The organism is Burkholderia lata (assembly GCF_000012945.1).
Taxonomy (GTDB): domain Bacteria; phylum Pseudomonadota; class Gammaproteobacteria; order Burkholderiales; family Burkholderiaceae; genus Burkholderia; species Burkholderia lata.
Map to the genome: position 1 here is coordinate 1,026,752 of NC_007510.1, position 23,435 is coordinate 1,050,186.

At 64.9% G+C, this 23,435-nt stretch carries 22 protein-coding genes and 4 tRNA genes; 15 read left to right on the forward strand and 11 right to left on the reverse strand.

Features of this window, described 5'->3' with window-relative positions; translation table 11 throughout:
- Positions 1-16: 16 nt before the first annotated feature.
- From BCEP18194_RS10580 to BCEP18194_RS10595, 4 genes are all read left to right on the forward strand, one after another.
- Entirely contained in the window at positions 17-2,689 is a 2,673-nt protein-coding gene (locus BCEP18194_RS10580) for a type VI secretion system Vgr family protein (RefSeq protein ID WP_011351276.1), read from the forward strand.
- Between the two features lie 34 nt (positions 2,690-2,723).
- Positions 2,724-3,896, forward strand: coding sequence for a DUF2515 family protein (locus BCEP18194_RS10585; protein WP_011351277.1), 1,173 nt, complete (start codon positions 2,724-2,726; stop codon positions 3,894-3,896).
- Positions 3,896-4,780, forward strand: a complete 885-nt coding sequence (locus BCEP18194_RS10590; RefSeq protein ID WP_011351278.1) for a hypothetical protein — start codon at positions 3,896-3,898, stop codon at positions 4,778-4,780. The genes BCEP18194_RS10585 and BCEP18194_RS10590 overlap by 1 nt, the downstream gene beginning before the upstream one ends.
- A gap of 71 nt (positions 4,781-4,851) precedes the next feature.
- Positions 4,852-5,100, forward strand: coding sequence for a PAAR domain-containing protein (locus BCEP18194_RS10595; RefSeq protein ID WP_425266334.1), 249 nt, complete (start codon positions 4,852-4,854; stop codon positions 5,098-5,100).
- 140 nt (positions 5,101-5,240) lie between these two features.
- On the opposite strand, the gene BCEP18194_RS10600 is transcribed toward BCEP18194_RS10595, so the two are convergent.
- From BCEP18194_RS10600 to rph, 4 genes are all read right to left on the reverse strand, one after another.
- Positions 5,241-5,328 (reverse strand) — tRNA-Ser (locus BCEP18194_RS10600).
- Between the two features lie 44 nt (positions 5,329-5,372).
- On the reverse strand, positions 5,373-6,587 hold the full coding sequence (gene hemW / locus BCEP18194_RS10605) for a radical SAM family heme chaperone HemW (protein ID WP_011351280.1): 1,215 nt from the start codon (positions 6,585-6,587) through the stop codon (positions 5,373-5,375).
- 34 nt (positions 6,588-6,621) lie between these two features.
- A complete protein-coding gene (rdgB, locus tag BCEP18194_RS10610; RefSeq protein WP_011351281.1) occupies positions 6,622-7,248 on the reverse strand; it encodes an RdgB/HAM1 family non-canonical purine NTP pyrophosphatase in 627 nt (208 codons plus the stop codon).
- Between the two features lies 1 nt (position 7,249).
- Positions 7,250-7,981: a ribonuclease PH gene (gene rph / locus BCEP18194_RS10615; protein ID WP_011351282.1), complete on the reverse strand. Its 732-nt coding sequence runs from the start codon at positions 7,979-7,981 to the stop codon at positions 7,250-7,252.
- A gap of 173 nt (positions 7,982-8,154) precedes the next feature.
- On the opposite strand from rph, the gene BCEP18194_RS10620 reads away from it, so the two are divergent.
- From BCEP18194_RS10620 to BCEP18194_RS10635, 4 genes are all read left to right on the forward strand, one after another.
- Complete coding sequence (locus BCEP18194_RS10620; RefSeq protein WP_011351283.1) at positions 8,155-9,078, forward strand: YicC/YloC family endoribonuclease; 924 nt, start codon at positions 8,155-8,157, stop codon at positions 9,076-9,078.
- Positions 9,079-9,084: 6 nt separating this feature from the next.
- Positions 9,085-9,768, forward strand: coding sequence for a guanylate kinase (gene gmk, locus BCEP18194_RS10625; RefSeq protein ID WP_011351284.1), 684 nt, complete (start codon positions 9,085-9,087; stop codon positions 9,766-9,768).
- Between the two features lie 58 nt (positions 9,769-9,826).
- On the forward strand, positions 9,827-10,030 hold the full coding sequence (rpoZ, locus tag BCEP18194_RS10630; RefSeq protein ID WP_006025620.1) for a DNA-directed RNA polymerase subunit omega: 204 nt from the start codon (positions 9,827-9,829) through the stop codon (positions 10,028-10,030).
- Positions 10,031-10,093: 63 nt separating this feature from the next.
- The gene (locus BCEP18194_RS10635) at positions 10,094-12,460 is read left to right on the forward strand and encodes a RelA/SpoT family protein (RefSeq protein ID WP_011351285.1); all 2,367 of its coding nucleotides are present in this window, start codon (positions 10,094-10,096) and stop codon (positions 12,458-12,460) included.
- A 193-nt stretch (positions 12,461-12,653) separates the two neighbouring features.
- On the opposite strand, the gene BCEP18194_RS10640 is transcribed toward BCEP18194_RS10635, so the two are convergent.
- The 3 genes from BCEP18194_RS10640 to BCEP18194_RS10650 all read right to left on the reverse strand — a co-directional run bounded on the left by BCEP18194_RS10640 (position 12,654) and on the right by BCEP18194_RS10650 (position 13,011).
- Positions 12,654-12,730, reverse strand: a tRNA-Arg gene (locus tag BCEP18194_RS10640).
- A gap of 60 nt (positions 12,731-12,790) precedes the next feature.
- Positions 12,791-12,867, reverse strand: a tRNA-Arg gene (locus tag BCEP18194_RS10645).
- A 67-nt stretch (positions 12,868-12,934) separates the two neighbouring features.
- Positions 12,935-13,011: transfer RNA gene (locus BCEP18194_RS10650), tRNA-Arg, on the reverse strand.
- A gap of 128 nt (positions 13,012-13,139) precedes the next feature.
- Here BCEP18194_RS10650 and greB point away from each other — a divergent pair.
- Positions 13,140-13,703, forward strand: a complete 564-nt coding sequence (greB, locus tag BCEP18194_RS10655) for a transcription elongation factor GreB (RefSeq protein ID WP_011351286.1) — start codon at positions 13,140-13,142, stop codon at positions 13,701-13,703.
- A gap of 83 nt (positions 13,704-13,786) precedes the next feature.
- On the opposite strand, the gene BCEP18194_RS10660 is transcribed toward greB, so the two are convergent.
- Positions 13,787-14,932 (reverse strand): porin, encoded by a 1,146-nt coding sequence (locus BCEP18194_RS10660; protein ID WP_011351287.1) that lies wholly within the window; start codon positions 14,930-14,932, stop codon positions 13,787-13,789.
- A gap of 501 nt (positions 14,933-15,433) precedes the next feature.
- Positions 15,434-15,706 (reverse strand): hypothetical protein, encoded by a 273-nt coding sequence (locus BCEP18194_RS10665; protein ID WP_011351288.1) that lies wholly within the window; start codon positions 15,704-15,706, stop codon positions 15,434-15,436.
- Between the two features lie 393 nt (positions 15,707-16,099).
- Here BCEP18194_RS10665 and BCEP18194_RS10670 point away from each other — a divergent pair, with 393 nt between their 5' ends.
- Together BCEP18194_RS10670 and BCEP18194_RS10675 are read left to right on the forward strand one after the other, a co-directional pair.
- The gene (locus BCEP18194_RS10670) at positions 16,100-16,303 is read left to right on the forward strand and encodes a cold-shock protein (protein WP_011351289.1); all 204 of its coding nucleotides are present in this window, start codon (positions 16,100-16,102) and stop codon (positions 16,301-16,303) included.
- Between the two features lie 141 nt (positions 16,304-16,444).
- Positions 16,445-17,581 carry an exonuclease domain-containing protein gene (locus BCEP18194_RS10675; protein ID WP_011351290.1) on the forward strand — a complete coding sequence of 379 codons (1,137 nt, stop codon included), beginning with the start codon at positions 16,445-16,447 and terminating at the stop codon, positions 17,579-17,581.
- A gap of 34 nt (positions 17,582-17,615) precedes the next feature.
- Here BCEP18194_RS10675 and BCEP18194_RS10680 read toward each other — a convergent pair whose 3' ends face one another.
- Positions 17,616-18,209 (reverse strand): chorismate mutase, encoded by a 594-nt coding sequence (locus BCEP18194_RS10680; RefSeq protein ID WP_011351291.1) that lies wholly within the window; start codon positions 18,207-18,209, stop codon positions 17,616-17,618.
- A gap of 223 nt (positions 18,210-18,432) precedes the next feature.
- Positions 18,433-18,537: a chorismate mutase gene (locus tag BCEP18194_RS41630; RefSeq protein ID WP_162269111.1), complete on the reverse strand. Its 105-nt coding sequence runs from the start codon at positions 18,535-18,537 to the stop codon at positions 18,433-18,435.
- 239 nt (positions 18,538-18,776) lie between these two features.
- Here BCEP18194_RS41630 and BCEP18194_RS10690 point away from each other — a divergent pair, with 239 nt between their 5' ends.
- From BCEP18194_RS10690 to BCEP18194_RS10705, 4 genes are all read left to right on the forward strand, one after another.
- The gene (locus BCEP18194_RS10690) at positions 18,777-19,166 is read left to right on the forward strand and encodes a DUF2946 domain-containing protein (RefSeq protein ID WP_041492771.1); all 390 of its coding nucleotides are present in this window, start codon (positions 18,777-18,779) and stop codon (positions 19,164-19,166) included.
- 126 nt (positions 19,167-19,292) lie between these two features.
- A complete protein-coding gene (locus tag BCEP18194_RS10695; RefSeq protein ID WP_011351293.1) occupies positions 19,293-21,659 on the forward strand; it encodes a TonB-dependent receptor in 2,367 nt (788 codons plus the stop codon).
- Positions 21,647-22,915: a sialidase family protein gene (locus tag BCEP18194_RS10700; RefSeq protein ID WP_011351294.1), complete on the forward strand. Its 1,269-nt coding sequence runs from the start codon at positions 21,647-21,649 to the stop codon at positions 22,913-22,915. The genes BCEP18194_RS10695 and BCEP18194_RS10700 overlap by 13 nt, the downstream gene beginning before the upstream one ends.
- Positions 22,912-23,394, forward strand: coding sequence for a TlpA disulfide reductase family protein (locus tag BCEP18194_RS10705; protein ID WP_011351295.1), 483 nt, complete (start codon positions 22,912-22,914; stop codon positions 23,392-23,394). The genes BCEP18194_RS10700 and BCEP18194_RS10705 overlap by 4 nt, the downstream gene beginning before the upstream one ends.
- Positions 23,395-23,435: the final 41 nt, after the last annotated feature.

Below are 23,435 nucleotides of genomic sequence, written 5' to 3' on the forward strand. Positions count from 1 at the left end.
CAATAAAGGGATTGGAATGAGTGCGCAGGATATCGTGCGGGCGCTTCAAGGGGGGCTGATCCAGCAGGACCGCTTGCTGAAACTCGACACTCCGCTTGGGCCCGACGTGTTGTTGCCGCAGCGTGCGGCGGGACTTTCGCGGATCGGCCGGCATTACGACTTCACGCTCGATGTGCTGTCGACGCGCAGCGACGTCAAGCTGAAGAGCCTGATCGGGCAGCCCGTTACCCTGTGGATCCAGCAGCCGAACCAGTCGTATCTGCCCCGTCACGGCTATGTCCATATGGTGCGACGGCTCGGATCGGAAGGCGGTCTGACCAGCTACCAGCTCGGTTTCGCGTCATGGATGCATTTCCTCAAGTTCCGCCGCGATCAGCGCATCTGGCAGGACAAGCCGGTCGACGAAATCCTGCGGGACGTGTTCAACGCGCACCCGCAGGCGAAAGGCCGATTCGAGTTCGCGCTGTCGAAGCCGCTGTCGCCTCGATCGTATTGCACCCAGTACGAGGACGATTGGACCTTCGCGCACCGGCTGATGGAGGAAGAAGGCCTGTTCGGCATCTGGAAGCAGGCCGATGACGGTCAGTCCCACACCCTGACCGTGACGGATGGCGTGGATACCTGCGCGCCGCTTGCCGCGAGGACCATGCGATTTTCCCGTTATGGCGCGAACCGCGAGGTCGACGCGCTGGTTCGATGGTCCGACTTGCGCACGCTGCACAGTGCCGCGCTCACTACCCGTACGTTCGACTACAAGAGTCCGTCACCCCTGGCGAATCCGAAGGGGACGCACATGCCGACGGTATCGCACGAACTGCCCGAGCAGCTCGAGATGTATGAATATACGGGCCCGTACACTTATCTGAAGCAGGAGCGCGGCGATCACCTGACCAAGGTGCGGATGGAAGAGTGGGAGTCGCGTGCCAAGCGGTTCTACGGCGCGGGCGGCTTGCGCGGCGTCGATGCGGGTGTGTGGTTCGAACTCGCGGGGCACCCCGAGCACGACCGGGAATCCGGCGACCGGCGACAGTTCGTCGTCGTCGAGACTGTCTGGCTGATCCAGAACAACCTGCCGGGCTCGAGCCATCACGCGAACTTCGCACACAGCCTGCGGCACCGGATCGACGAAGCGGTCGCGCAGCAGGGCGGAGAGCCAACCGGGTTGAGCGTGTCGCATCACGACGGTTCCGAGGGCTTCTTCCTGACGGAAATCGAGGCGCAGCGCAAATCCGTTCCGTATCGCAGTCCGTTCGAACACCACAAACCGGTCATGCAGATGCAGACGGCCACCGTGGTAGGCCAGCAGGGCAACGCGATCCATACGGACGAGATGGGGCGCGTCAAGGTGCAGTTCCACTGGGACCGCGTCGGCCAGCGCGACGAGCGCAGCTCGTGCTGGATGCGTGTCAGCCAGCCGTGGGGCGGGCAGGGGTTCGGGATGATCCATGTGCCTCGGATCGGGGACGAAGTCATCGTTTCGTTCCTGGACGGATGCCCGGACCGGCCCGTCATCACGGGCCGCGTGACCAACGGCATCAACGTCGTACAGTGGAAGCTGCCGGACAACCAGGCACTGTCGGGCCTGCGCTCGCGCGATATCGGCGGTGCACAGGCGAACCAGGTCGTGGCCGACGATACGCCCGGCCGGTTGCAGGTGCAGGTGTCGAGCGACCACGAGCAGTCGCGCCTCGTGGTCGGCTACAACACGCGTATCGACGGCCATGCGGGGCGCGCGAGCGGGCGCGGGACCGGATGGGAGCTGGCCACCGACGCGTGGGGCGTGCTGCGTGCGAATCGCGGCATGCTGGTGACGACCGAAGCGCGTACCGGCGCGAGCGCGCCGGTGAAAGATCTCGGCGAGACGGTGCAGCGTCTGGCGCAGGCGCGCGAGTTGCATGACACGCTTGCCAAGGCCGCGATCCAGGCCCAGGCGCAGGACGGACAGGATCAGCCCGCGGTGGTCGAGGCGCTTCGGAAGCAAGGTGACGAGATCGGCGGGCAGGGCGGTGGAGATTACCCGGAGCTGTCGAAGCCGCATCTGGTCGTCGCGTCGCCGGCCGGAATCGAAGCGACCACGGCGGGCAGTACGCACATTGCGAGCGCGGAGCATACGGCGCTCACCGGCGGCGGCCATGTCAGCGTGAGCAGCGGCAGCAGTCTGCTGGCCACCGCCCGCAACGCGATTCGTTTCTTCGCCTACAAGCTGGGCATCCGGATGATCTCCTATGCCGGCGACATCGACATCAAGGCGCTGCAGAAGAACCTGAATCTGCTGGCGAAGCTGGAGATCACACAGAGCGCGAACCGGATCACGATCCGCGCGACCGAGGAGGTGATGCTTCACGGCGGCGACAGCTATATCAGCCTGAAGAGCGGCAAGATCACGGTCGGCGGCGAGTTGTACGAGGTCAACGCCCAGGCGCAAAACATGCCGCCGAAACCTATGGGCGTGAGCCCGAACGGGTTGCCCGACGTTCAGGCGAACGACCAGCGGTTCAGGGTGCTGTCTCCGACGGGCAAGCCGCTTCCCGGGGTGGACTATCGGCTCACGACGCCGTCCGGCGGCCATATCTTCGCGACGGACGGTCTGGGGCGCTCGCCGATGGTGAATACGGCAGAACAGGAAAATGCGGAGTTCCAGTTGCACTGGGACGACTTTGCAGCGGCGTCCGACCGCGCAGGTGCGTAACGGAACACGGGAACTCGACTAGGAGCGGAAGGCTTTGGCAGACAATCTGAAGGCAACGGCGCAGACCAACCCGGAATCGAAGGTCTGCGTGGACGCGCAGTGCAATTGCAACATCATCTGGTCGCTCGCGCAGCAGTTCTCCATGCGGCAGATCGTGACGAATGCGCGTTCGCACAATCACATGCCCGACTATCGCGAAGGCGAAGGGCACGTGTCCGGGCAGCAGGTCGAGACCCAGGCGCCGGCGTTCGTCAGCGACCCGGAGGTCAGGGCTCGCCGTATCGCCGCCGCCTATGCGCGCGTGTTTCTCGAACAGTTCCACCTGGGCGATACGAGCAAGGTCGGCCGCTTCTACTGGCTGGGACTCGGTGCATTCGCGTCGAAGCAGGTCGCCGCGACGCTCGCGCTGTGGCAGGTGCGATATGCCGGGCGCTGGACCGAATTGCGGGCGGGGCTGGGCCGCGGCAATCTCTGGCTCTTCAACGACGTGCTGGCGTGGTTCTACGCGTATGCCGCCGGGTCCGATACGTTCGACAAGTGCGTGCAATCGCGTGACAGCACCCAGTTCGTCAAGCAGGTGGCCGTCAACTTCACGCGACAGGTTGGGTACGACGAAGCGATCGACAAGGTGCCGTTCGAAATCGACGGAGAAACCGGCGCCAAGCAAAAGCAGCTGGGCTATCTCAAGTCCACGTCGATCATTGTTGCAGGATTCAACAAGATAAAGCAGTGGGAAGCGGGCGATGAGCAAAGCCGGGCGATCTGGGCTTTCCAGCACCTGGTTTTGATTGCGCAACACGAGCAGGGCGAGGTGTTGCAGGGGCTGATCTACGAAAACAAGAAGTTCAAACGATGGCTTGGCGTGCAGCGCGGCGCACTGGCGTCTTCGGACGATACGGCGATCAACAACTCGGTCGAATCGATGCAGCACGGCCTGTCGGACGGTTCCGAGATTGCGCTGGCACCGGTCATTCGCGCGCTGGTTCCCAGCCTTCAACTCGTGCTCACGTCCGATGACAAGACGGACAGCATCGAATTCAGGTCGGATGCGCCGGACCGCCTGGTTCTGGAGGACTATCAGAAGCGCATGGACTGGATCCAGACGGCAGCAACGAAGTACGACGGGTTGATGCAGGGGCCCAGGAGGCAAGTCATGCTCGATTATCTCGGAACGATCAAAAGCTGGGGCGACAGACCCGATACCTGATGAAAAAGACTCATTTCTTTGTACTGATCCTCGGGGCGCTCCTGCTGGGCGTCGTACTCGCATCGCACAACGGGAATGCCCGCTCAACCCTCGACAACCGCAACGGCATGAATTCATCACTTACAGTTATCCGGCTCGGCGATCCCAAGGACTCCGATCTCAACGGTCCGGGCGCGTCCGTCGACAATCATCCGTCAGGTACGAGCTTTTATCAGCATGACTGGATGCGCGGCAATCTCGGCACGGTGAAGTTCATGCAGGGGACGCATGGCTTCGTGCTGGATAACGTGCTGTCCGCGGTGGGTTCAGCGGACAAGGATGTGCCGGGCGGCATCTACACGTGGAATATTAATTTTGGCGTCAGCCCCGAGCAGGCCGACACGCACGAGGCCGCATTGGCGCGCATGACGAAACTGTTTCAGGATCTGCGCGCGAACGGCTGGGTCCGGTACATCGACGTCAGCAATCCGCGCCTGACCGGCAAGCAGGCGTGGGACTACATGAAGACGTATTCGATCTATTCCCTCGATTCCGGTTACACACCGACGATCGAGGAGTGGAAGGCCGCCGTGAAGGAAATGCCGAGATGGGTGTTTTATGCCGACGGCGCCTATCTGGAGATTTCGCTGTCGGAGAAGAACATGGGCGGCTTTGTCGGGAAGACGACCTATCTTCTGACGGCTCGCATCAGGAACGAGTATGCGTTCTACGGGTTGGGGTATTTCCCCGGGAACGCCGAAAAAATTCGCAACTGGAAGACGCTGTTGCCCGCGGAACTGCAGAAGTACCACGCGAAGCGCATCGCGACCGAGGCTGCCCTGAAGGGGCAGGGCTATACGATCGACACGGCCTACCAGGATCCGCCCATCCAGGCGTTGAAGTGACGTGTCCGCCCATTCGTGACGAGGTGATGCAGGTGATGCGAGCAACAGTAGGCGGGAAGGCGCAGATCGTGGTGGGCGACACGACCAGTCATGGCGGGCGGGTGATTTCCGGCAGCCCTTCTTCGACATGGGGGCGCGCGGCGATTCCGATCGCGCGCAAAGGCGACAAGGTGACCTGTCCGATTTGCGCACCTCATGTCTTCGAGATCGCGGAGGGTTGTGCGAACAGTCTGGATTTCGGTGCGCCGGTTGCGCTGGAAGGGCACACGACGACGTGCGGCGCGGTGCTGCTGGCCCAGCCCGGCGGTGCCGAGTCGTGAACGGCACCGCCGATTGTGCGTGACCACGCACACGAATCGTGTCGACGATGCACCGTGAGCCGCGCAGGCGGATGTCCGCGAGCGGCTGATCGCTGTCGGAAATGAAAAACGGGCCGAGCGGCCCGTTTTCTTTGAAGCTCTGGCGGAAGCGGTGAGATTCGAACTCACGGACAGTTTCCCGTCGCCGGTTTTCAAGACCGGTGCCTTAAACCGCTCGGCCACGCTTCCACACGAGGCGGCATTGTAACCGAAATGCCGCGAGGTTCATTCCTTCAATCGTCGCGCAGGAACAATTCCTGCAGGTCGTTGAGGAAACGCTGGCCCAGCGGCGTCGGCGCGATCTGCGCGAAATCGCGCGCGATCAGCCCGCGTCGTTCCGCTTCCTGCAGCGCCGGCTCGATCGTGCTCATCGGCAGGCCCGTGCGTTCGGCGAAGTTGTGCACGGGGAAGCCCTCGACGAGCCGCAGCGTGTTCAGCATGAACTCGAACGGCAGGTCGCGCGCGCCGACTTCACGCTCTTCCTGCACGGCCGTGCCGGCCATCGCCTGCTCGATGAAGGTTGCCGGATGCTTGTAGCGTGCCTGCCGCAGGATCCGGTTCGGGAACGACAGCTTCGTGTGTGCGCCCGCACCGATTCCGAGATAGTCGCCGAAGCGCCAGTAGTTCAGGTTGTGCTTGCACTGATGATTCGGCTTCGCATACGCGGAGACTTCGTAGTGTCCGTAACCGGCCTCGGCCGTGCGCGCGTGAATCCATTCCTGCATGTCGGCCGACGCGTCGTCGTCGGGCACGACCGGCGGGAACTTCGCGAACAGCGTATTCGGCTCGAGCGTCAGGTGATACAGCGACAGATGCGGCGGCGCGTACGACAGCGCGGTTTCGACGTCGGTGCGGCATTCGTCGAGCGTCTGGTTCGGCAGCGCGAACATCAGGTCGAGGTTGAAGTTGTCGAAGTTCTTCGCGGCGATCTCGACAGCGGCGCGTGCCTGCGTGGTGTCGTGAATCCGGCCGAGCGCCTTCAGGTGCGTCTCGTTGAAGCTCTGGATGCCGACCGACAGGCGATTCACGCCGCTCGCGCGGAACTGCGCGAACTTCGCGGCCTCGAACGTGCCCGGATTGGCCTCGAGCGTGATCTCCGCATCGGCGTCGAGCGGCAGCAGCGCGCGCACGTCGGACAGCATCCGGTCGAGACCGGCCGCCGACAGCAGGCTCGGCGTGCCGCCGCCGATGAATATCGTATGCACCTGCCGGCCCCACACGAGCGGCAGCGCCTGCTCGAGATCGGCGCGCAGCGCGTCGAGATACTCGGTTTCCGGAAACCGCTCGCCCTTCCACTCGTGCGAGTTGAAATCGCAGTACGGGCACTTGCGCACGCACCACGGGAAATGCACGTACAGCGCGAGCGGCGGCAGCGACGTGAGCCGCACCTGGCCGGGCGACGTGAAGGTCGCGACAACGCGCGCGCCGGTTTCCGCGGCCTGGCTCATGCAACCTCCGTCGGCGAACGGGTATCGGGCATGCTCATGCTTCCTCCGCGAGCCGCGCCAGCAGCGCCTTCAGCGCCAGCGCGCGATGGCTGTGCGTGTTCTTCACGGCCGGCTCGAGTTCGGCGGCCGTCGCGCCGAGCGACGGCAGGTAGAAATACGGGTCGTAGCCGAATCCGTGCTCGCCGCGCGGCGTGTCGACGATCTCGCCCGACCAGCGCCCTTCGGCGAACAGCGGTTCGGGGTCGTCCGCATGGCGCACGAGCGCGAGCACGCAGCAGTAGTATGCGCGCCGGTCGTCGACGCCGCGCAGTTGCTCGACGAGATACGCGTTGTTCGCCGCGTCGCCCTTGTCGCGGCCCGCGCGCTGCGCGTAGCGCGCCGAATAGACGCCCGGCGCGCCGCGCAGCACGCGCACGCACAGGCCCGAATCGTCGGCGATCGCCGGCAGCCCGGTGAGCCGCGACGCGTGGCGCGCTTTCGTCAGCGCATTCTCGATGAAGGTGCCGAACGGTTCTTCCGCCTCGGGCACCGCGAGGTCGCCCTGCGGGACGATCTCGATGCCGACCGTCGAGAACAGCGCGGTGAATTCGCGCAGCTTGCCGGCGTTGTTCGACGCGAGAACGATGCGCGACAGCGGCGCGATGGTGTGGTCGTCCGGCATGTCAGGCGCCCAGCACGTCTTTCTGGAGCTGCACGAGCTCGGCGATCCCGCCTTGCGCGAGGTCGAGCAGCGCATTCATCTCGGCGCGCGAGAACGGCACGCCTTCGGCCGTGCCCTGGACTTCGACGAAGCCGCCGGCGCCGGTCATCACGACGTTCATGTCGGTGTCGCACTGCGAATCTTCCGCGTAATCGAGGTCGAGCACGGGCGCGCCTTCGTACACGCCGACCGAGATCGCGGCGACGTGGTCGGTGATCGGCGAGCGCGTGATCTTGCCGGCCGCGATCAGCTTCGACACGGCGTCGTGCGCGGCCACAAACGCGCCGGTGATGCTCGCCGTGCGCGTGCCGCCGTCGGCCTGGATCACGTCGCAGTCGATGTGGATCGTGCGCGGGCCGAGCGCCTCGAGGTCGAACACCGCGCGCAGCGCGCGGCCGATCAGGCGCTGAATTTCCTGCGTGCGGCCGGTCTGCTTGCCGCGGGCGGCTTCGCGGTCGCTGCGCGTGTGCGTCGCGCGCGGCAGCATCCCGTATTCGGCGGTCAGCCAGCCTTGCCCGCGGTCGCGCAGGAAGTCGGGGACGCGTTCGGAGACGCTCGCGGTGCAGAGCACCTTGGTGTCGCCGAATTCGACCAGCACCGAGCCTTCGGCATGTTTCGTGTAGTGGCGCGTAAGGGCGACCTTGCGCAGTGCGTCGGCGCGGCGGCCGCTCGGGCGGGAAACGGAGGACGTCATGTGGGAGTCGCGGAACGAGAGGAAACCCCGATTTTAGCGCCGAACGGCGGGTGTGCCCGGCGGGATGGTCCGCAAAAATGGGATAATGCGCGCTTCCCGCCCCGCGCTTTACGATGCGCCGGGCGCCTCGACATATTCCTGCCCGCGAGGGCACCCAGACGGCGAGACGAACCATGATCTACAGCATGACGGGCTACGCGAGCGCGACGCGCGAACTCGCGACGGCCACCGGCAACGGCGGCACCAGCGTGTCGGTCGAACTGCGCACCGTGAACTCGCGCTTTCTCGACCTGAATTTCCGGATGCCGGACGACGTGCGCGCGTGCGAACCCGCGCTGCGCGAAATGCTGATGAACAAGCTGTCGCGCGGCAAGGTCGACATCCGCATCAACCTGCAGCGCGGCGAGCAGAGCATCGGCGCGGGCGCGCTGAACCAGTCCGCGCTCGGCCAGCTCGCCGAGCTCGAACGCTCGGTGCTCGACTCGTTCCCGGGTGTCGGTCGCCTGCGCGCGGGCGAGATCCTGCGCTGGCCCGGCGTGATCGCTGAGAGCGGCGTGTCGGCTGACGCGATCCGCGAGGCGGTGCTCGCGTGCGGCAAGGAAGCGATCGGCGAGCTCGTCGTCGTGCGCTCGCGCGAAGGTGCCCAACTGGCGACGATGCTGCTGTCGAACGTCACCGAGATGGAGGCGATCGTCGCGCGCATCACGCCGCTCGTGCCGGAGCTGATCGCGAAGCACCAGCAGAAGATCGTCGAACGGCTGCAGGAGGCGCTCGGCATCGCGGCGCCCGAAGGCAGCTCGACGATCGTCACGCGCGAGGAAGCCGCGGAGCGCATTCGTCAGGAAGTGACGATGTACGGGATCCGGATCGACATCGCGGAAGAGCTGTCGCGGCTCACCGCGCACCTGAACGAAACGCGTCACGTGATCGAGAAGGGCGGCCGCGTCGGCAAGCGTCTCGACTTCATGATGCAGGAACTGAATCGAGAAGCAAACACGCTCGGCTCGAAGGCGGCGGCGAAGGAACTCGCCGACGCATCGATGGCGCTCAAGCTGTTGATCGAGCAGATGCGCGAGCAAGTGCAAAACCTGGAGTAAAGCAACATGACCCAATCCACCCACGACGGCCACGCCGCGCATTCGCTGCACGGCGGCGTCTATCCCGGCAACCTGTTCATGGTCGTCGCGCCGTCGGGCGCCGGCAAGTCGACGCTCGTGAATGCGCTGCTGTCGAAGGACAGCGACATCTGCCTGTCGATCTCGTACACGACGCGCAAACCGCGCCCGGGCGAGCAGGACGGCCAGCACTATCACTTCACGACGGTCGAGGATTTCCGCACGCGTCACGCGGCGCATGAATTCCTCGAGAGCGCGGAAGTGCACGGCAACTACTACGGCACGTCGCGCGTCTGGATCGAAGAGCAGATGAAGAACGGCCACGACGTGCTGCTCGAAATCGACTGGCAGGGTGCGCTGCAGGTGAAGAAGCAGTTCCGCAACGCGGTCGGCATCTTCATCCTGCCGCCGTCGCTCGACGCGCTCGAGGAGCGCCTGAAGAAGCGCGGCCAGGACGAACCGAAAGTGATCACGCGCCGCCTGCTGGCCGCCGGCAGCGAGATCGCGCACGCGCCCGAAGCGGAATACGTGGTGATCAACGAGAATTTCGAGCGTGCGCTCGCGGAGCTCGAATGCATCGTCGCGGCCACGCGCCTGCGCTTTGCTTCGCAGTACGCGCGACACACGGAGCTGTTCATCGAGCTCGGCATCCATCTGCCCCACGCGGAATGACGCGGGGGACGAGGGACATAAGGTAGAATAAGGACTATATTCAGAAGGAATTACCAACATGGCTCGCATTACCGTCGAAGACTGCCTGAAGCAAATCCCGAACCGCTTCGAACTGGCGCTCGCCGCCACCTATCGCGCGCGGCAGCTCGCGCAAGGCCATACGCCGAAGATCGAAAGCCGCGACAAGCCGACCGTCGTCGCGCTGCGCGAAATCGCTGCCGGCCAGGTCGGCGTCGAGATGCTGAAGAAGGTGCCGGTGTAACGCGCATCCGGCCCGTTCCAGCCATGTAATCCACGCGCGCAACGACTCGACCTGGAGGCGAATATGAGCACCACCCCATCGTCCGCCTCCGCGGATTCGACCACCGAAGCCACGGCCCAGTCGCCTGCGCGCCAGTACATCGACGCGGTCCTCGAACAGTCCTTCCGGCATCTGTTCGGGCCGACCGCGACACCGGAGCAGCCTCGCAAGCACGGCGTCGTTTCGATCGCGAAACTGACGGCCGCGCTTGCCGAGTATCTTCCTCCGGAAGAAATCAAAGAGGTCAAGGCGGCATTCCACTTCAGCGACGAAGCCCACCTCGGTCAATATCGCCAGAGCGGCGAGCCCTACATCACCCATCCTGTCGCCGTTGCGGAAATCTGCGCCGGCTGGAAGCTCGACGCGCAGGCCGTGATGGCAGCGCTCCTGCACGACGTGATGGAAGATCAGGGCGTGACCAAGAGCGAGCTGGCCGAACGGTTCGGCCCGAAGGTCGCCGAACTGGTCGACGGCCTGTCGAAGCTCGACAAGATGGAGTTCCGCAGCCGCGAGGAAGCGCAGGCGGAAAACTTCCGCAAGATGCTGCTCGCGATGGCACGCGACGTGCGCGTCATTCTCGTCAAGCTCGCCGACCGCCTGCACAACATGCGCACGCTCGGCGCGGTGCCGATGGAAAAGCGCCGCCGCGTCGCGCGGGAAACGCTCGACATCTACGCGCCGATCGCGCACCGCCTCGGGTTGAACAACACGTATCGCGAGCTGCAGGACATGAGCTTCGCGAACTTCAACCCGCATCGCTACGCGACGCTCGAGAAGGCCGTGAAGGCCGCGCGCGGCAATCGCCGCGAAGTGATCAGCAAGATCCTCGAGGCCGCGCAGCGCGCGATGGCCGACGCGAAGATCGACGCCGAGATCACCGGCCGCGAAAAGACCATCTACAGCGTGTACCGCAAGATGCGCGACAAGCAGCTGTCGTTCTCGCAGGTGCTCGACGTGTACGGCTTTCGCGTCGTCGTCGACAGCCCGCTCGACTGCTACACGTGCATCGGCGCGCTGCACGCGCTGTACAAGCCCGTGCCCGGCAAGTTCAAGGACTACATCGCGATCCCGAAGATCAACGGCTATCAGTCGCTGCACACGACGCTCGTCGGCCCGTTCGGCGCGCCGATCGAGTTCCAGGTGCGCACGCGCAAGATGCACGAGATCGCCGAGGCGGGGGGCGCCGCGCACTGGCTGTACAAGAACGGCAGCGCGGATCTCAGCGACGTGCAGAAGCGCGCGCACCAGTGGCTGAAGTCGCTGCTCGACATCCAGAGCGAAGCCGGCGATTCGAGCGAATTCCTCGAGCACGTGAAGATCGACCTGTTCCCGGATGCGGTCTACGTGTTCACGCCGAAGTCGAAGATCATGGCGCTGCCGCGCGGCGCGACGGCACTCGATTTCGCGTATTCGATCCACAGCGATCTCGGCAACCAGTGCGTGGCCGTGAAGATCAACAACGAACTGCTGCCGCTGCGCACCGAGCTGAAGAGCGGCGACATCGTCGAGGTGATCACCGCGCCGTATTCGAAGCCGAACCCAGCGTGGCTCGGCTTCGTGCGTACCGGCAAGGCGCGCTCGGCGATCCGGCACTACCTGAAGACGATGCGCCTGAACGAATCGGTGCAGCTTGGCGAGCGGCTGGTCGACCAGAGCCTGAAGGGCTACGGTCTTGCGCTGGCCGATGTCGAGCCGGAAGTGTGGGAGAAGCTCGTGCAGTGGACGGGCAACAAGAGCCGTCAGGAAATCTTCGCGGACATCGGCCTCGGCCGTCGCGTGGCCGCGGTGATGGCCAAGCGCATCGAGGTGCTGATGAGCGGCCGCGATGCGGACGACGATCTGCCGAAGTCCGAGCGGCATCCCGCGCACCATGCGCCGCCGGTCGTGATTACCGGCACCGAAGGGATGTCCGTGCAGTTGTCCGCGTGCTGCCGGCCGATTCCGGGCGACGCGATCATGGGCTATATCGGCATTGGCCTGGGGATGGCGATTCATACGACCGATTGCCGCGTGGCGCAGCGTATTCATCGCCGCGATCCGGGCCGCTGGATCGATGTCGAATGGGCGCCGCAGCCGGGCCGCCTGTTCGATGTCGCCGTGAAGGCGCTCGTGAAGAACACGAAGGGCATCTTTGCGCGCGTGGCGGCGGATATCACGTCGGCCGATGCGAACATCGTGCACATTGCGATGGACGAGGATCTGACGCACGAATCGACGGTGCTGCGCTTCGTGATCCAGGTCAGCGATCGCGTGCATCTCGCGAACGTGATGCGGCGCGTGCGCACCAATCCGGATGTGATGCGGATCATGCGCGAGCGTTCGACCGACGACGGCGCGCATGCGCGCCACGACGGTGGCATGCGCATCGAGCGCGAGCGGCAGGATTATTGACGCTACGCCCGCGTGGGCGATCGATCGACGGCGGCCAATGGCCGCCGTTTTCATTTGTGCCGCAGGGGAGGCGAACGTGCGGCGTGGCCGACGTTCTTCCGAAAGGCGCGCAACCGTACGTTGCCGTGCCGTGAGCAAGGGAAGGGGAGGCGGAAAAGAAAAAGGGCCTTCCCGGAGGAAAGCCCTTTTAAGGTGGCGCGGCTGGCAGGATTCGAACCCACGACCCCTTGGTTCGTAGCCAAGTACTCTATCCAACTGAGCTACAGCCGCACGCAAAACGGTACTGCTTAACTGACGGAACCTTCTGCGATGGGAAGGCACCCAAAAAAGTGGCGCGGCTGGCAGGATTCGAACCCACGACCCCTTGGTTCGTAGCCAAGTACTCTATCCAACTGAGCTACAGCCGCACGCAAAACAAAACTTCTACTGCTTCGAACTGAAAGGGCCTTCGGTTCGGAAGGCCCTCGAAAAAAGTGGCGCGGCTGGCAGGATTCGAACCCACGACCCCTTGGTTCGTAGCCAAGTACTCTATCCAACTGAGCTACAGCCGCACGCAGAAGCGGAAGTATAGCAGGGTTGTATAAAAAGGGAAGCCTTAATCGCAAATTAGGTGCATGGCCTTGCCGGGGCGCCCTTCGTGTACCCTTGGAGCATCAGTCATCCATGTTGAACCCGCATCATGAACAAGGCGTTTGTCAAAGAGTCGGACGGCGACGACGACGATCTGGACCAGGCCCAGCCGGCGATTCCGGCGGGCTCGAAGAACTACATCACACCGGCTGGTCACAAGCGGCTGAGGGACGAACTGCTGAACCTGATCGACGTCGAGCGTCCCGAGGTCGTGCGGCTCGTGTCCTGGGCCGCGTCGAACGGCGACCGGTCGGAGAACGGCGACTATATCTACGGCAAGCGGCGGCTTCGCGAGATCGATCGCCGCATCCGCTTCCTGACGAAGCGGCTCGATCTGGCCGAAGTCGTCGATGCGAGCCGGCAGGAGAACGTCGACCAGGTGTTTTTCGGTGCAACGGTCGATTACGAAACGCCGGACGGCGAGGATCACACGATCACGATCGTCGGGATCGACGAGGTCGATCTCGATCACGGTTGTGTCAGCTGGATTTCGCCGGTCGCGCGGGCGCTGATCAAGGCGAAGATCGGCGATACCGTCATGCTGATGACGCCGGCCGGCCCGCAGCCGATCGACGTGCTCGACGTCCGTTACCCGGCGTCGGGCAACGCCTGAGCGGCGCTCGACGCAGCCCGGCAAAGAAAAAGCGCCCCGATGGGGCGCTTCGTCTTCCGGCGTGCAGCCGATGTGCCTGTTGTTCAGAAGCGGTGGCGCATGCCGGCCGTGACCGCGATCTGCTTGTTGGTCGATGACGCGGCGCCCAGCCCGTTGATGTTGGCGCCGAGATCGAGGCCGTCGTTGTTGACCTTCTGGAATTCGCCCTGCAGGTAGACGTCGGTGCGCTTCGACAGCGCATAGTCGGCTTGCAGGTTGAACTGGTGCCAGGTCGGCTTGTCGCCGGCCAGGCGGCCCTGCGTGTACGTGTAGGAGCCGGCGAGCGACAGCGCCGGCGTCAGCGCGTAGCGTCCGTTGAGTTCGTAGTTGCTGAAGCGCGCGGTTCCGCCGAGGCCCGTGATGCCGCCGGACACACCGGACTGCGACGCGCTGATCGCGCGGATGCCGGTCAGGCGCGTCTGGGTGAACACGAAGCCGACCGTGGCCGGGCCGAACCCGTAATTCAGGCCGGCGCCCCAGGTGCGCTGCACGCGCGACGCGAAGGTCCAGTCGCCGGTCACGGCTCCCGGATCGGACGCGGCCTGCGCGAGCGCGTTCACGTCGCTGTTCAACTGCAAGTAGGCCGCGGCGAAGTTGAAGCCGAGGTAGCTGTACGACACGCCGCCGCTATAGGCGCGGTTGTTCGCGAAAGCCGTCGAGTTCGAGAACCCGTACAACGCACCGAACTTGAGGCCGCCGTAGTTCGCGCTCTGATACTTGACCGAGTTGTTGATCCGGAACGAATTGTTCAGGTTGTCGTTGTCGAACGGGTGGGCAAACTGCGTGCCGCCGTACTGGGTACCCGTCAGCGACAGCGGCCCGAGGTAGTCGACGACGCTGTCGTACTGCCGGCCCAGCGTCAGCGAACCGTAGCTGTCATGGGCGAGGCCGACAAACGCTTGCCGGCCGAATTCGCGGCCGTTCTGCTTCAGCGCGCCGTTATTGATGCCGAAACCATTTTCCAGCGTGAAGATCGCTTTCAGGCCGCCGCCGAGATCTTCGGTGCCGCGCAAGCCCCAGCGGCTGCCGTTGACCGAACCGCTCGTTTCCTGCCAGGCGCTATGGCCGCCCTGATTGTTCGTGTAGGTGATGCCTGCGTCGATCAGGCCATAGAGCGTCACACTGCTTTGGGCGTGAGCTGCCGTAACGAATACTCCCGACAACGCGGCGACGATCAGGGTTTTTTTCATGGATCTGTCTCCAAACAGGATGATGTCGATCGAACCTGCTGCGGACTGGCATGTTTTGCTTGACGCTGCGGCCGGTCCGGCAGAGCGGCGGTGCGCTTATCAAAAAGCCATCTGCAGTGTACGGAGGGCGTGGAGCGGGGGAGGGATGCGCTTTAAGCAATAATATATTTTGGAATCCGCAAAGATAGGTAATGTGGCGCAAACGATTACCCATCAAGGGTTTGCCGCGGTGCAGCGAAGAAAAATGGCGATCAGGACTCCGTAGCGGGCGTTGCGCGATCGCGACAGGCAGTCAGCGGCAGGCGGGGATGGTCGTAATCCGATTATTGACACATCGGCAATAGAGGTTTGTGTGGAGCATGGCTAATGAAAGGTTGTTCTCTCGCTATACTGCGATCTCTGCTTTCCGAAGCAGACTTTTTCGTTGACGGAAAAGATCTCCAAACCTTTGTCGGCGCGACTTCCCAGTCGCGCTTTTTTTTTGCCTCGTCGGTCCGCGCGCTATTGCGCGAACGAGCGCCGCTTGCGCTTGGCCGCAGGCGCGGCCTCCTTGGCTTCGTTGGGCGGTGGCGTGTATGTCCAGTCTTCCATCACGTAGTGACGGGCATCGAGCGGCGATGAGAGCAGGTTCTGCCAGTGATCGCCGTGCCAGGTCGTATCGAATTCGGTGTCGCACGGCGCTTCACGCGAGGACGCGGACTCGGCAAGGGCGCGGGACTTGCGGCGTACGCGTCCGAGCCGGCTCGCGAAGCGCTTGATTCCGTCCAGCCACATGACCTTCTCCTTCCTTCCGACGTTAGGTGAGCATCGCAATGTCCCCGGATTTCCGCAACCCGGAAAAAACCCGAGGATTTTACCGACCCGATTTGTCCCCGGTAGGAATTTCATGGATGAAAATATCGGGACTCTGATCCCGGTAATATTGACAGGTTTTTGATGCGAATCAATTAATTAAATGCGGCGGTGTACCGATTCCAATGGCATTAGCTCTTTTTTGATAAAACGATCGTCAAAAATTTCCTTGACGCACCCGGATTGTCCAATTTATAAAGTCAGCACTCCGTCCTCGGGCGGCGTGCTGGTGCGGGTGCTGGCGCAATGTTTCGGGATTTCGGGAAACGGCTATAAAAATAGCTTTTTTGATCTAATCGAGTGGGGAACGAAGACATGGATACCGGTATCGTGAAATGGTTTAACGATGCTAAAGGTTTTGGTTTTATTACGTCGGACAATGGTGGTGAAGATTTGTTTGCACACTTTTCCGAAATCAAGATGGACGGCTTCAAGACGCTGAAGGAAAACCAGCGTGTTTCGTTCGACGTGAAAGTCGGGCCGAAAGGCAAGCAGGCAGCGAATATCCAGGCGGTCTGACGCGCCACGCATTGCCGATCACGTCCGGCCCCCGCATGGCGGGGGCTTTTCGTTTTTCGGGGACGAAGCATCCCGGTTCGGGCTGGCCGCGAACGGGGATGCCGGTGCATACTCACGGAAGCACCGTTTCCCAGTCTTTTCATGTCTGATTTCCCCCGTCCGTCCGATCCCGCCAGCGAACAGCCGCTCGTCTTCGTCGACCTTGAAACCACTGGCGGCTCGCCCGCCGAACACCGCATCACCGAAATCGGCGTCGTCGAAATCGGCCCGCTCGGCGTATCGACGTGGACGACGCTCGTCAATCCGGGGCAGCCGATTCCGCCGTTCATCCAGCAACTGACGGGTATTTCGGACGAGATGGTGCGCGATGCGCCGTCGTTTGCGTCGCTGGCGCCGGCGTTGTTCGAGCGGCTCGACGGCAAGCTTTTCGTCGCGCACAACGCGAGCTTCGACCGCGGCTTCCTGCGGGCCGAATTCGAGCGCGCCGGCTTCGCGTTCAATCCCGATGTGCTGTGTACGGTGCGGCTGTCGCGCGCGCTGTTCCCGCGTGAAACGCGGCACGGGCTCGACGCGTTGATCGAGCGGCACGGCCTCGTGCCGGCTGCGCGCCACCGGGCGCTGGCGGATGCCGACCTGCTATTGCAGTTCTGGCGCCTGTTGCACGACATCGTGCCGCTCGAGCGGCTGCGCGACCAGATCGCGCGCACGACGCGCCACTTCCGTCTGGGCGGCGACCTGACTGAAGCCTGGCTCGATACCGCGCCGGCCGGGTGCGGCGCGTACGCGCTGTTCGGGGAGGAGGACGCGCCGCTGTATGTCGGTCGCAGCGTGCGGGTGCGGCAACGGCTGCGTGCGTTGCTGACGGGGGAGCGCCGTTCGTCGAAGGAAATGCGGCTTGCGCAGCAGGTAAGGCGGGTCGAATGGCGCGAGACCGGTAACGAGCTGGGGGCGATGCTCGCCGAAGCGCAATGGATCGCCCGGCTGCGACCGTCGTACAACCGGCGTCCCGTGGCCGACGCCCGTGCCGGCGTTGCGCCCTGGCCGTTCGAAGGCGCTGTCGCGTTCGAGGCGAGCGGCGAGCGCCGCCTGTTTCATGTGATCGATGGCTGGCGCTATCTCGGTGCGGCGGAATCGCTCGACGCGGCCGCGCGGCTCGCGGCCGACGGGACGGACGGTGCGTTCGAACCCTTCACCCACCGCCTGCTGCAGACGCACCTCGCGCGCGGTCTGCAACTCATTCCGCTCGCCGCGCTCACGCCTGAGGGGCAGGCGGGCTAATCAGGCGCGGTCGCGCGACCCGCGCCCGTTGTCGTCAGCCGATCGCGCTTGCGCCGCCGGCCGAGCAGACGTGCGACAGCGCGGTGTCGAGTGCCTGCGTTTGCGTGGAGTCGTAGCGCGTGAGCGTCTTCCAGTTGGCGATGCTGCGCGCGAGCCGCGCCTGGCAATCAGGCGCATCGCGCAGCGGTGCAACCTGCGCGAGCCCCGCGAGCATTTTCTGCGTCAGCCGGTCGAGCGCCGGGCGCGTGCTGGTCGCGAGATCGGGCGGCGTGCCTTCCGGCGGCCGCGTCGCGCGCCAGGTCGCGAACAGCGCGTTCTGCACATCCTTGCTCGCGGTGATCTGATCCTCGAAGAACGTCCGTGCGAACGCGGGATCGACGCCGGCCTGTGCCGCGCGCTTCTCGACCGATACGAGCAGCTCCGCTTCGCGCGGCCGGTCCTCGATTGCCTTGTGATTCGCCCATTTCCAGCGAGCGACCGGTTCGGCAAGCGCGAGGCGCTGCGACGCGAGCGCGACGATGTTGGTGAGGGCGGTGTCGTCGCCGTCTGCATTGGCGATGCGCGGGGACGAAAAGAGGGCGACGCCGAGCGCGGCGACAGCGAGGCTGGCACGAATGGCTTGCTTCATCGGAACGATCAGGAGAGCCGGGCGGGCCGGAGGTGGAAAACCAGAAGGATAGACGAAGACAGTCGCGCGGCGTAGCGCTGCGACCGGAGAATCAGCAGGCGAGCTGATCCGGCACCGTCAGGCTGTTGCGGCCCGGGTGCGAGGCGAATTGCGCGCGATGCGCAGAGATGAACCGCACGATAGCGATGATCGACACGTGGCGGTTACAGAACCGAACAGGCGTTCACTTCGGCGAGTACAGCTTGTGCTGCTCGTCGAAGAATGCCCGCACGTGGTCGGGCAATTCGGCGAGGAATTCCACGCCGACGGGTTCCGGATCCGGGCTCATCACTTGCTCCGGCGGTGGCATGCGAGTTGGTCTTTCGTCCATGGTCATTTCTCCAGCAGGTTCGATGATTATCAACCTCGCGCTTGGATTTATGCCAGTGGCGAATCGTTAGATTTTGTCTCTGTTGTATTAACGGCACATGCCCTCTGACGCGCGTTCCGATGCCGACTCTTGCCTCGTGCGGAATCGGCAACAATCGGGCCGCTTGTTATACTTGCGCGCACTTTTTCTGGACCGCAATGAAACGAACGACGCGATGGATCGGCCTCGTATGGCTGGCGCTGGTACTGAACGTACTGTCGCCCGTCATCGGCTATGCGCGTCTTGCGTCGAGCGGCTCCGGCGAGCTCACGCTCGAGTTGTGCAGTGCAGCGGGCGCCCGCCAGGTCGTGCTCGCGCAGGCGGGCGGCGAACACGATACGTCGTCGTTCGACCATGCCGGCGTGTCGCACTGCGTGTACTGTCCCGGCTTCGCGGCGAACGTGGCGCTCGGGTCGAGCCAGCCCCCGCTGCCGGGCTTCGTGCGGACGTTCGCCTATCGCGCGGCCCCGCCGGCCATTCCCGAATTGCCCCGCAAGGGCATCCGTCTCGCGCAGCCTCGCGCCCCGCCTGAAAACGCTCCGATCTGATTGATGTCGTCCGCGCGCCCCGGTGGCGCGCGTGCCGTCCGCGGCCGGGCCGCGTGCCGCGCCGTCCGTGCGCGGCGCGTGCGCTCGTGTCCGGCGGCGTCCGATCACGTTTTCAGGAATTCACTCATGTCCTCTCCCTTCGCCGCGCGGCCGTCGCGCGGCCGGCTGGCGCTCGCATGCGCGGCCGCCTTTGCGTGGCCTGCCGCCCATGCGGCCTCGACGGACGATGCACGCGGCGCCACCGCGCGCGGTGGCGTCGAGCGTGCCGCCGATGCCGCCGCTCCCGCTTCGGCCGTCGCAACCGTGCCGCCAGCGCCGGTAGCCGGCGATACGCTGACCGCCGTCAGTGTGACCGCGCAGCGGCAACCGGTCGATCCCGATACGCCGGCCGTCGTCACGTCGATCACGCGCGAGCAGATCGAATCGCACACCAACGTCACCACCGAGGACGCGCTGAAGTACGCGCCTAACCTGATGGTCCGCAAGCGCTATATCGGCGACCGCAACAGCGTGTTCGCAGGCCGCGACTTCAACGAACTGCAGAGTGCGCGCGGACTCGTCTATGCCGACGGCGTGCTGCTGTCGAACCTGCTCGGCTCGAGCTACGCGTACCCGCCGCGCTGGTCGCTGATTCCGCCCGACGATATCGCGCGCGTCGACGTGCTCTATGGCCCCTTTTCCGCGCTGTATCCGGGCAACTCGATCGGCTCGACCGTGCTGCTCACCACGCGTCGCCCGGAAAAGCTCGAGGCGTCGCTGTCGACGCAGTTCTTCACGCAGCGCTACCACGACGGCTACGGATTCGCGGACAGCTTCGGCGGCAATCACCAGACCGCGCGGATTGCGAACCGCGTCGGCCGGTTCTGGTTCGCGCTGTCGCTCGACCGGCTCGAGAACAACGGTCAGCCGATGCAGTATGCGAGCCCCAATTCGGCGTACAACCCGAAGCTCGGCACGGCCGTGCCCGTGACGGGCGCCGCGACCGACATCGGGCCCAATGGCCGGCCGCGGACGATCGTCGGCGCGCAGACGATCGAGCGGACCGAGCAGCTCAACGAGACGGTGCGGATGGGCTATGCGTTCACCGACCACGTCGATGCGACGCTCACGCTCGGGCATTGGGAGAACCATTACCGGCAGCACGGCGAGACCTTCCTGCGCGATGCGGCCGGCAATCCGGTCTACGGCGGCAACGTGTCGATCGGCGGCCAGAACATGACCGTCGCGCCGAACGCATTCGCGCCGCAGCGCGGCGACCAGGAGAACTGGCTGTACGCGCTCGGCCTGAACGGCCGGCTCGATTCCGGCTGGCGCCTGTCGGGCGTCGTGTCCGCGTACGACGTGTCGCGCGACGTGCAGCGCTCGGCGTCGACCGTGCAGGGAGGTGCAGGCACGCTGTTCCAGGGCGACGGCACCGGCTGGCGCACGCTCGACCTGAAGGCCGAGGCGCCGGAAGTGAAGGGCCATACGTTCACGTTCGGCTATCACTACGACAACTACTTCCTGCGCAACGTCACGTTCAACACGGCCGACTGGCTGGCCGGGCCGACCACGTCGCTGTCGAGCGTCTATCGCGGCGACACGCGCACGCAGGCGCTGTTCGGACAGGACGCGTGGCGCTTCGCGCCGGGCTGGCTCGCAACGCTGGGGCTGCGCTACGAGCGCTGGGATGCATACGGCGGCGCGCTCGGCAATGCGAGCGGCACGCTCGGCTACGCGGACCGCAGCGCGAATGCGCTGTCGCCGAAGGTCGCACTGCAATGGGATGCGACCGACGTCTGGCGCTTCCGGCTGTCGTTTGCGACCGGCACGCGTTTCCCGACGGTCGGCGAACTGTTCCAGGGCACGATCTCGAACAACGCGATCGTCAACAACAACCCGAACCTGCGGCCGGAAAAGGCGATCGACTGGGACTTCACGGCCGAACGCGACGTGGGCGTCGGCGTCGTGCGTGCCAGCGTGTTCCAGAGCGATCTGCGCGATTCGATCTACAGCCAGACGACGGTGTCGGGCGCGACGACGGTGACCAACATCTCGAACGTCGATCGCGTGCGCGTGCGCGGCGTCGAACTCGCGTTCAGCGGCGAGAACGTCGGTTTGAAGGGGCTCGCGATCGACGCGAACGTGTCGGCGAGCAACGCGCAGATCCTCGCCGATGCGGCGAATCCCGCGTATGTCGGCTCGCGCTTTCCGCGAATTCCGCGCATGCGTGCGAACCTGCTCGCGTCGTATCGCTTCGACGAGCACTGGCTGGCGAGCGTCGGCGTGCGCTACTCGGGCCGCCAGTTCAACACGCTCGACAACAGCGACGTGAATCCGGACGTCTACGGCGGCACGAGCTCGTTCACGGTCGTCGACCTGAAGGCGCGCTACCGCTTCGACCATCACTGGACCGCGTCGCTCGGTATCGACAACCTGACGGACCGCCGCTACTACGTGTTCCACCCGTATCCGGGCCGTACTTTCTATGGAGAACTGAAATGGTCGCTGTGAGATCGCTCGCGGCAGGCGTCGCGCTGTGGTTCGCGTCGCTGTCGCCGGCCGGCGCGCACGATGCGCACGACGTGCCGAAGGCCGCCGATTCGCACGCCGCGCACATGAGCATGCAGGCCGCGCCCGCGCAGCAGAAGCAGCCGCTCGCGACGGGGGTGGCATTCGACACGCATCACCGGCTGTGGGTCGCGTGGGTCGAGGGCGCGCATGTCGTCGTCGCGCATTCCGACGACACGGGCCGCACGCTGTCCGCGCCCGTGACCGTCAACGCGATGCCGGAGCCGATCTACACGAGCGCCGAGAATCGCCCGAAGATCGCCACGAGTCCGGACGGGCGTGCGGTGTACGTGTCGTGGTCGATGCCGCTCGATGCGCCGTACACGGGCATGGTGCGTTTCGCACGATCACTCGACGGCGGTGTGACGTGGAGCGTGCCCATGACCGTGCATCGCGACCGGCAGGCCATCACGCACCGCTTCGACATGATGGCCGTCGATCCGGCCGGCAACATCGCGATCGCGTGGATCGACAAGCGCGATCTCGTCGCGGCGAAAGCGGCGGGGCAGGCGTATGAAGGCGCGGCCGTCTACTACGCGGTATCGCGCGACGGCGGCGCATCGTTCGAAGCCGAACGCAAGGTGACCGACCATACGTGCGAATGCTGTCGCATCGCGATGGCGATCGATCCGGCCGGACGTATCGAGACCGCATGGCGCAACGTGTTCCCGGGGCAGATTCGCGATCATGCGCTCGCCGCGTTGCCCGTCGCTGCGTCGGAATCGATCGTCCCGGTGCGCGCGACGTTCTCGAACTGGCACGTCGAGGCGTGCCCCGAGCATGGGCCGGCGCTGGCGATCACGCCGGACGGCACGCGCCATCTCGTCTGGTTCGGTGTCGTCGGCGGCCGGGCCGACGTGTTCTATTCGCGCATCGGCGCCGATGGCCAGCCGCGCGGCACGCCGTGGGCATTCGGCGCGAATCCCGCGGTGCCAGGCGAGCAGGCGTCGCATGCGGCACTCGTCGCGCGTGGCGACATCGTGTGGCTCGCCTGGAAGGCGTTCGACGGCGACACGATGCAGATCAAGCTGCGCCGGTCGGACGATCGCGGCGAGCACTGGTCGGCGCCGCGCGTGATCGCAGCGACATCGGGTGCAAGCGACAACCCGCAGTTGCTCGACGATGCGGGGCGAATCTATTTGTCGTGGCGCACGCGTAACGACGGCTATCGGCTGATCGCCGTGGAGGCGGTGAAATGAAGCGGCTGATTGCATTGCTGGGCATCGTGCTCGCGAGCGTGCCGGCGTGGGCCGGCGGCGAGTTGCAGCCGCTGCGCGCCGCCGACGTCGCGCGCCTGTATTCGACTGCGCACGAGCGGCCACTGGTGGTCGAGATCTGGTCGCTCGATTGCGGATACTGTCGCGAGAACGCCGCGCATCTGGTCGCGTGGCAGCGTCGTCATCCGGACGTGCAGCTCGCGATGGTTGCGATGGATACATATGACGACAGCGGTGCGGCGATCTCGCAGGCGCTCGCGCAGATGAACTTGCCGCCGCAGGTCGCGCAGTACGCGAACGCGGAGCCGATGCCCGAGCGTCTGCGGGCGGTGCTCGATGCGGGATGGAGAGGGGAGATGCCGCGCACCGTGTGGATCGGGCGCGATGGCGCACGGGAAGCGCGCAGCGGATTGCTGACGGCCGATGTGCTCGACGGCTGGTTGCAGCGCGCCAAGCGCTGAACGGGCCGACGGCGCGCGGCGAACGGGCCGCGCGCCGGCCT

What these genes read in the sequence shown, in the direction of transcription:
- BCEP18194_RS10580 (WP_011351276.1), top strand. Translation starts at nt 17, where the DNA reads ATGAGTGCGCAGGATATCGTGCGGGCGCTTCAAGGGGGGCTGATCCAG.
- BCEP18194_RS10590 (WP_011351278.1), top strand. Translation starts at nt 3,896, where the DNA reads ATGAAAAAGACTCATTTCTTTGTACTGATCCTCGGGGCGCTCCTGCTG.
- hemW (WP_011351280.1), bottom strand. Translation starts at nt 6,587, where the DNA reads ATGAGCCAGGCCGCGGAAACCGGCGCGCGCGTTGTCGCGACCTTCACG.
- rdgB (WP_011351281.1), bottom strand. Translation starts at nt 7,248, where the DNA reads ATGCCGGACGACCACACCATCGCGCCGCTGTCGCGCATCGTTCTCGCG.
- rph (WP_011351282.1), bottom strand. Translation starts at nt 7,981, where the DNA reads ATGACGTCCTCCGTTTCCCGCCCGAGCGGCCGCCGCGCCGACGCACTG.
- BCEP18194_RS10620 (WP_011351283.1), top strand. Translation starts at nt 8,155, where the DNA reads ATGATCTACAGCATGACGGGCTACGCGAGCGCGACGCGCGAACTCGCG.
- gmk (WP_011351284.1), top strand. Translation starts at nt 9,085, where the DNA reads ATGACCCAATCCACCCACGACGGCCACGCCGCGCATTCGCTGCACGGC.
- rpoZ (WP_006025620.1), top strand. Translation starts at nt 9,827, where the DNA reads ATGGCTCGCATTACCGTCGAAGACTGCCTGAAGCAAATCCCGAACCGC.
- BCEP18194_RS10635 (WP_011351285.1), top strand. Translation starts at nt 10,094, where the DNA reads ATGAGCACCACCCCATCGTCCGCCTCCGCGGATTCGACCACCGAAGCC.
- greB (WP_011351286.1), top strand. Translation starts at nt 13,140, where the DNA reads ATGAACAAGGCGTTTGTCAAAGAGTCGGACGGCGACGACGACGATCTG.
- BCEP18194_RS10660 (WP_011351287.1), bottom strand. Translation starts at nt 14,932, where the DNA reads ATGAAAAAAACCCTGATCGTCGCCGCGTTGTCGGGAGTATTCGTTACG.
- BCEP18194_RS10665 (WP_011351288.1), bottom strand. Translation starts at nt 15,706, where the DNA reads ATGTGGCTGGACGGAATCAAGCGCTTCGCGAGCCGGCTCGGACGCGTA.
- BCEP18194_RS10670 (WP_011351289.1), top strand. Translation starts at nt 16,100, where the DNA reads ATGGATACCGGTATCGTGAAATGGTTTAACGATGCTAAAGGTTTTGGT.
- BCEP18194_RS10675 (WP_011351290.1), top strand. Translation starts at nt 16,445, where the DNA reads ATGTCTGATTTCCCCCGTCCGTCCGATCCCGCCAGCGAACAGCCGCTC.
- BCEP18194_RS10680 (WP_011351291.1), bottom strand. Translation starts at nt 18,209, where the DNA reads ATGAAGCAAGCCATTCGTGCCAGCCTCGCTGTCGCCGCGCTCGGCGTC.
- BCEP18194_RS41630 (WP_162269111.1), bottom strand. Translation starts at nt 18,537, where the DNA reads ATGAGCCCGGATCCGGAACCCGTCGGCGTGGAATTCCTCGCCGAATTG.
- BCEP18194_RS10690 (WP_041492771.1), top strand. Translation starts at nt 18,777, where the DNA reads ATGAAACGAACGACGCGATGGATCGGCCTCGTATGGCTGGCGCTGGTA.
- BCEP18194_RS10695 (WP_011351293.1), top strand. Translation starts at nt 19,293, where the DNA reads ATGTCCTCTCCCTTCGCCGCGCGGCCGTCGCGCGGCCGGCTGGCGCTC.
- BCEP18194_RS10700 (WP_011351294.1), top strand. Translation starts at nt 21,647, where the DNA reads ATGGTCGCTGTGAGATCGCTCGCGGCAGGCGTCGCGCTGTGGTTCGCG.
- BCEP18194_RS10705 (WP_011351295.1), top strand. Translation starts at nt 22,912, where the DNA reads ATGAAGCGGCTGATTGCATTGCTGGGCATCGTGCTCGCGAGCGTGCCG.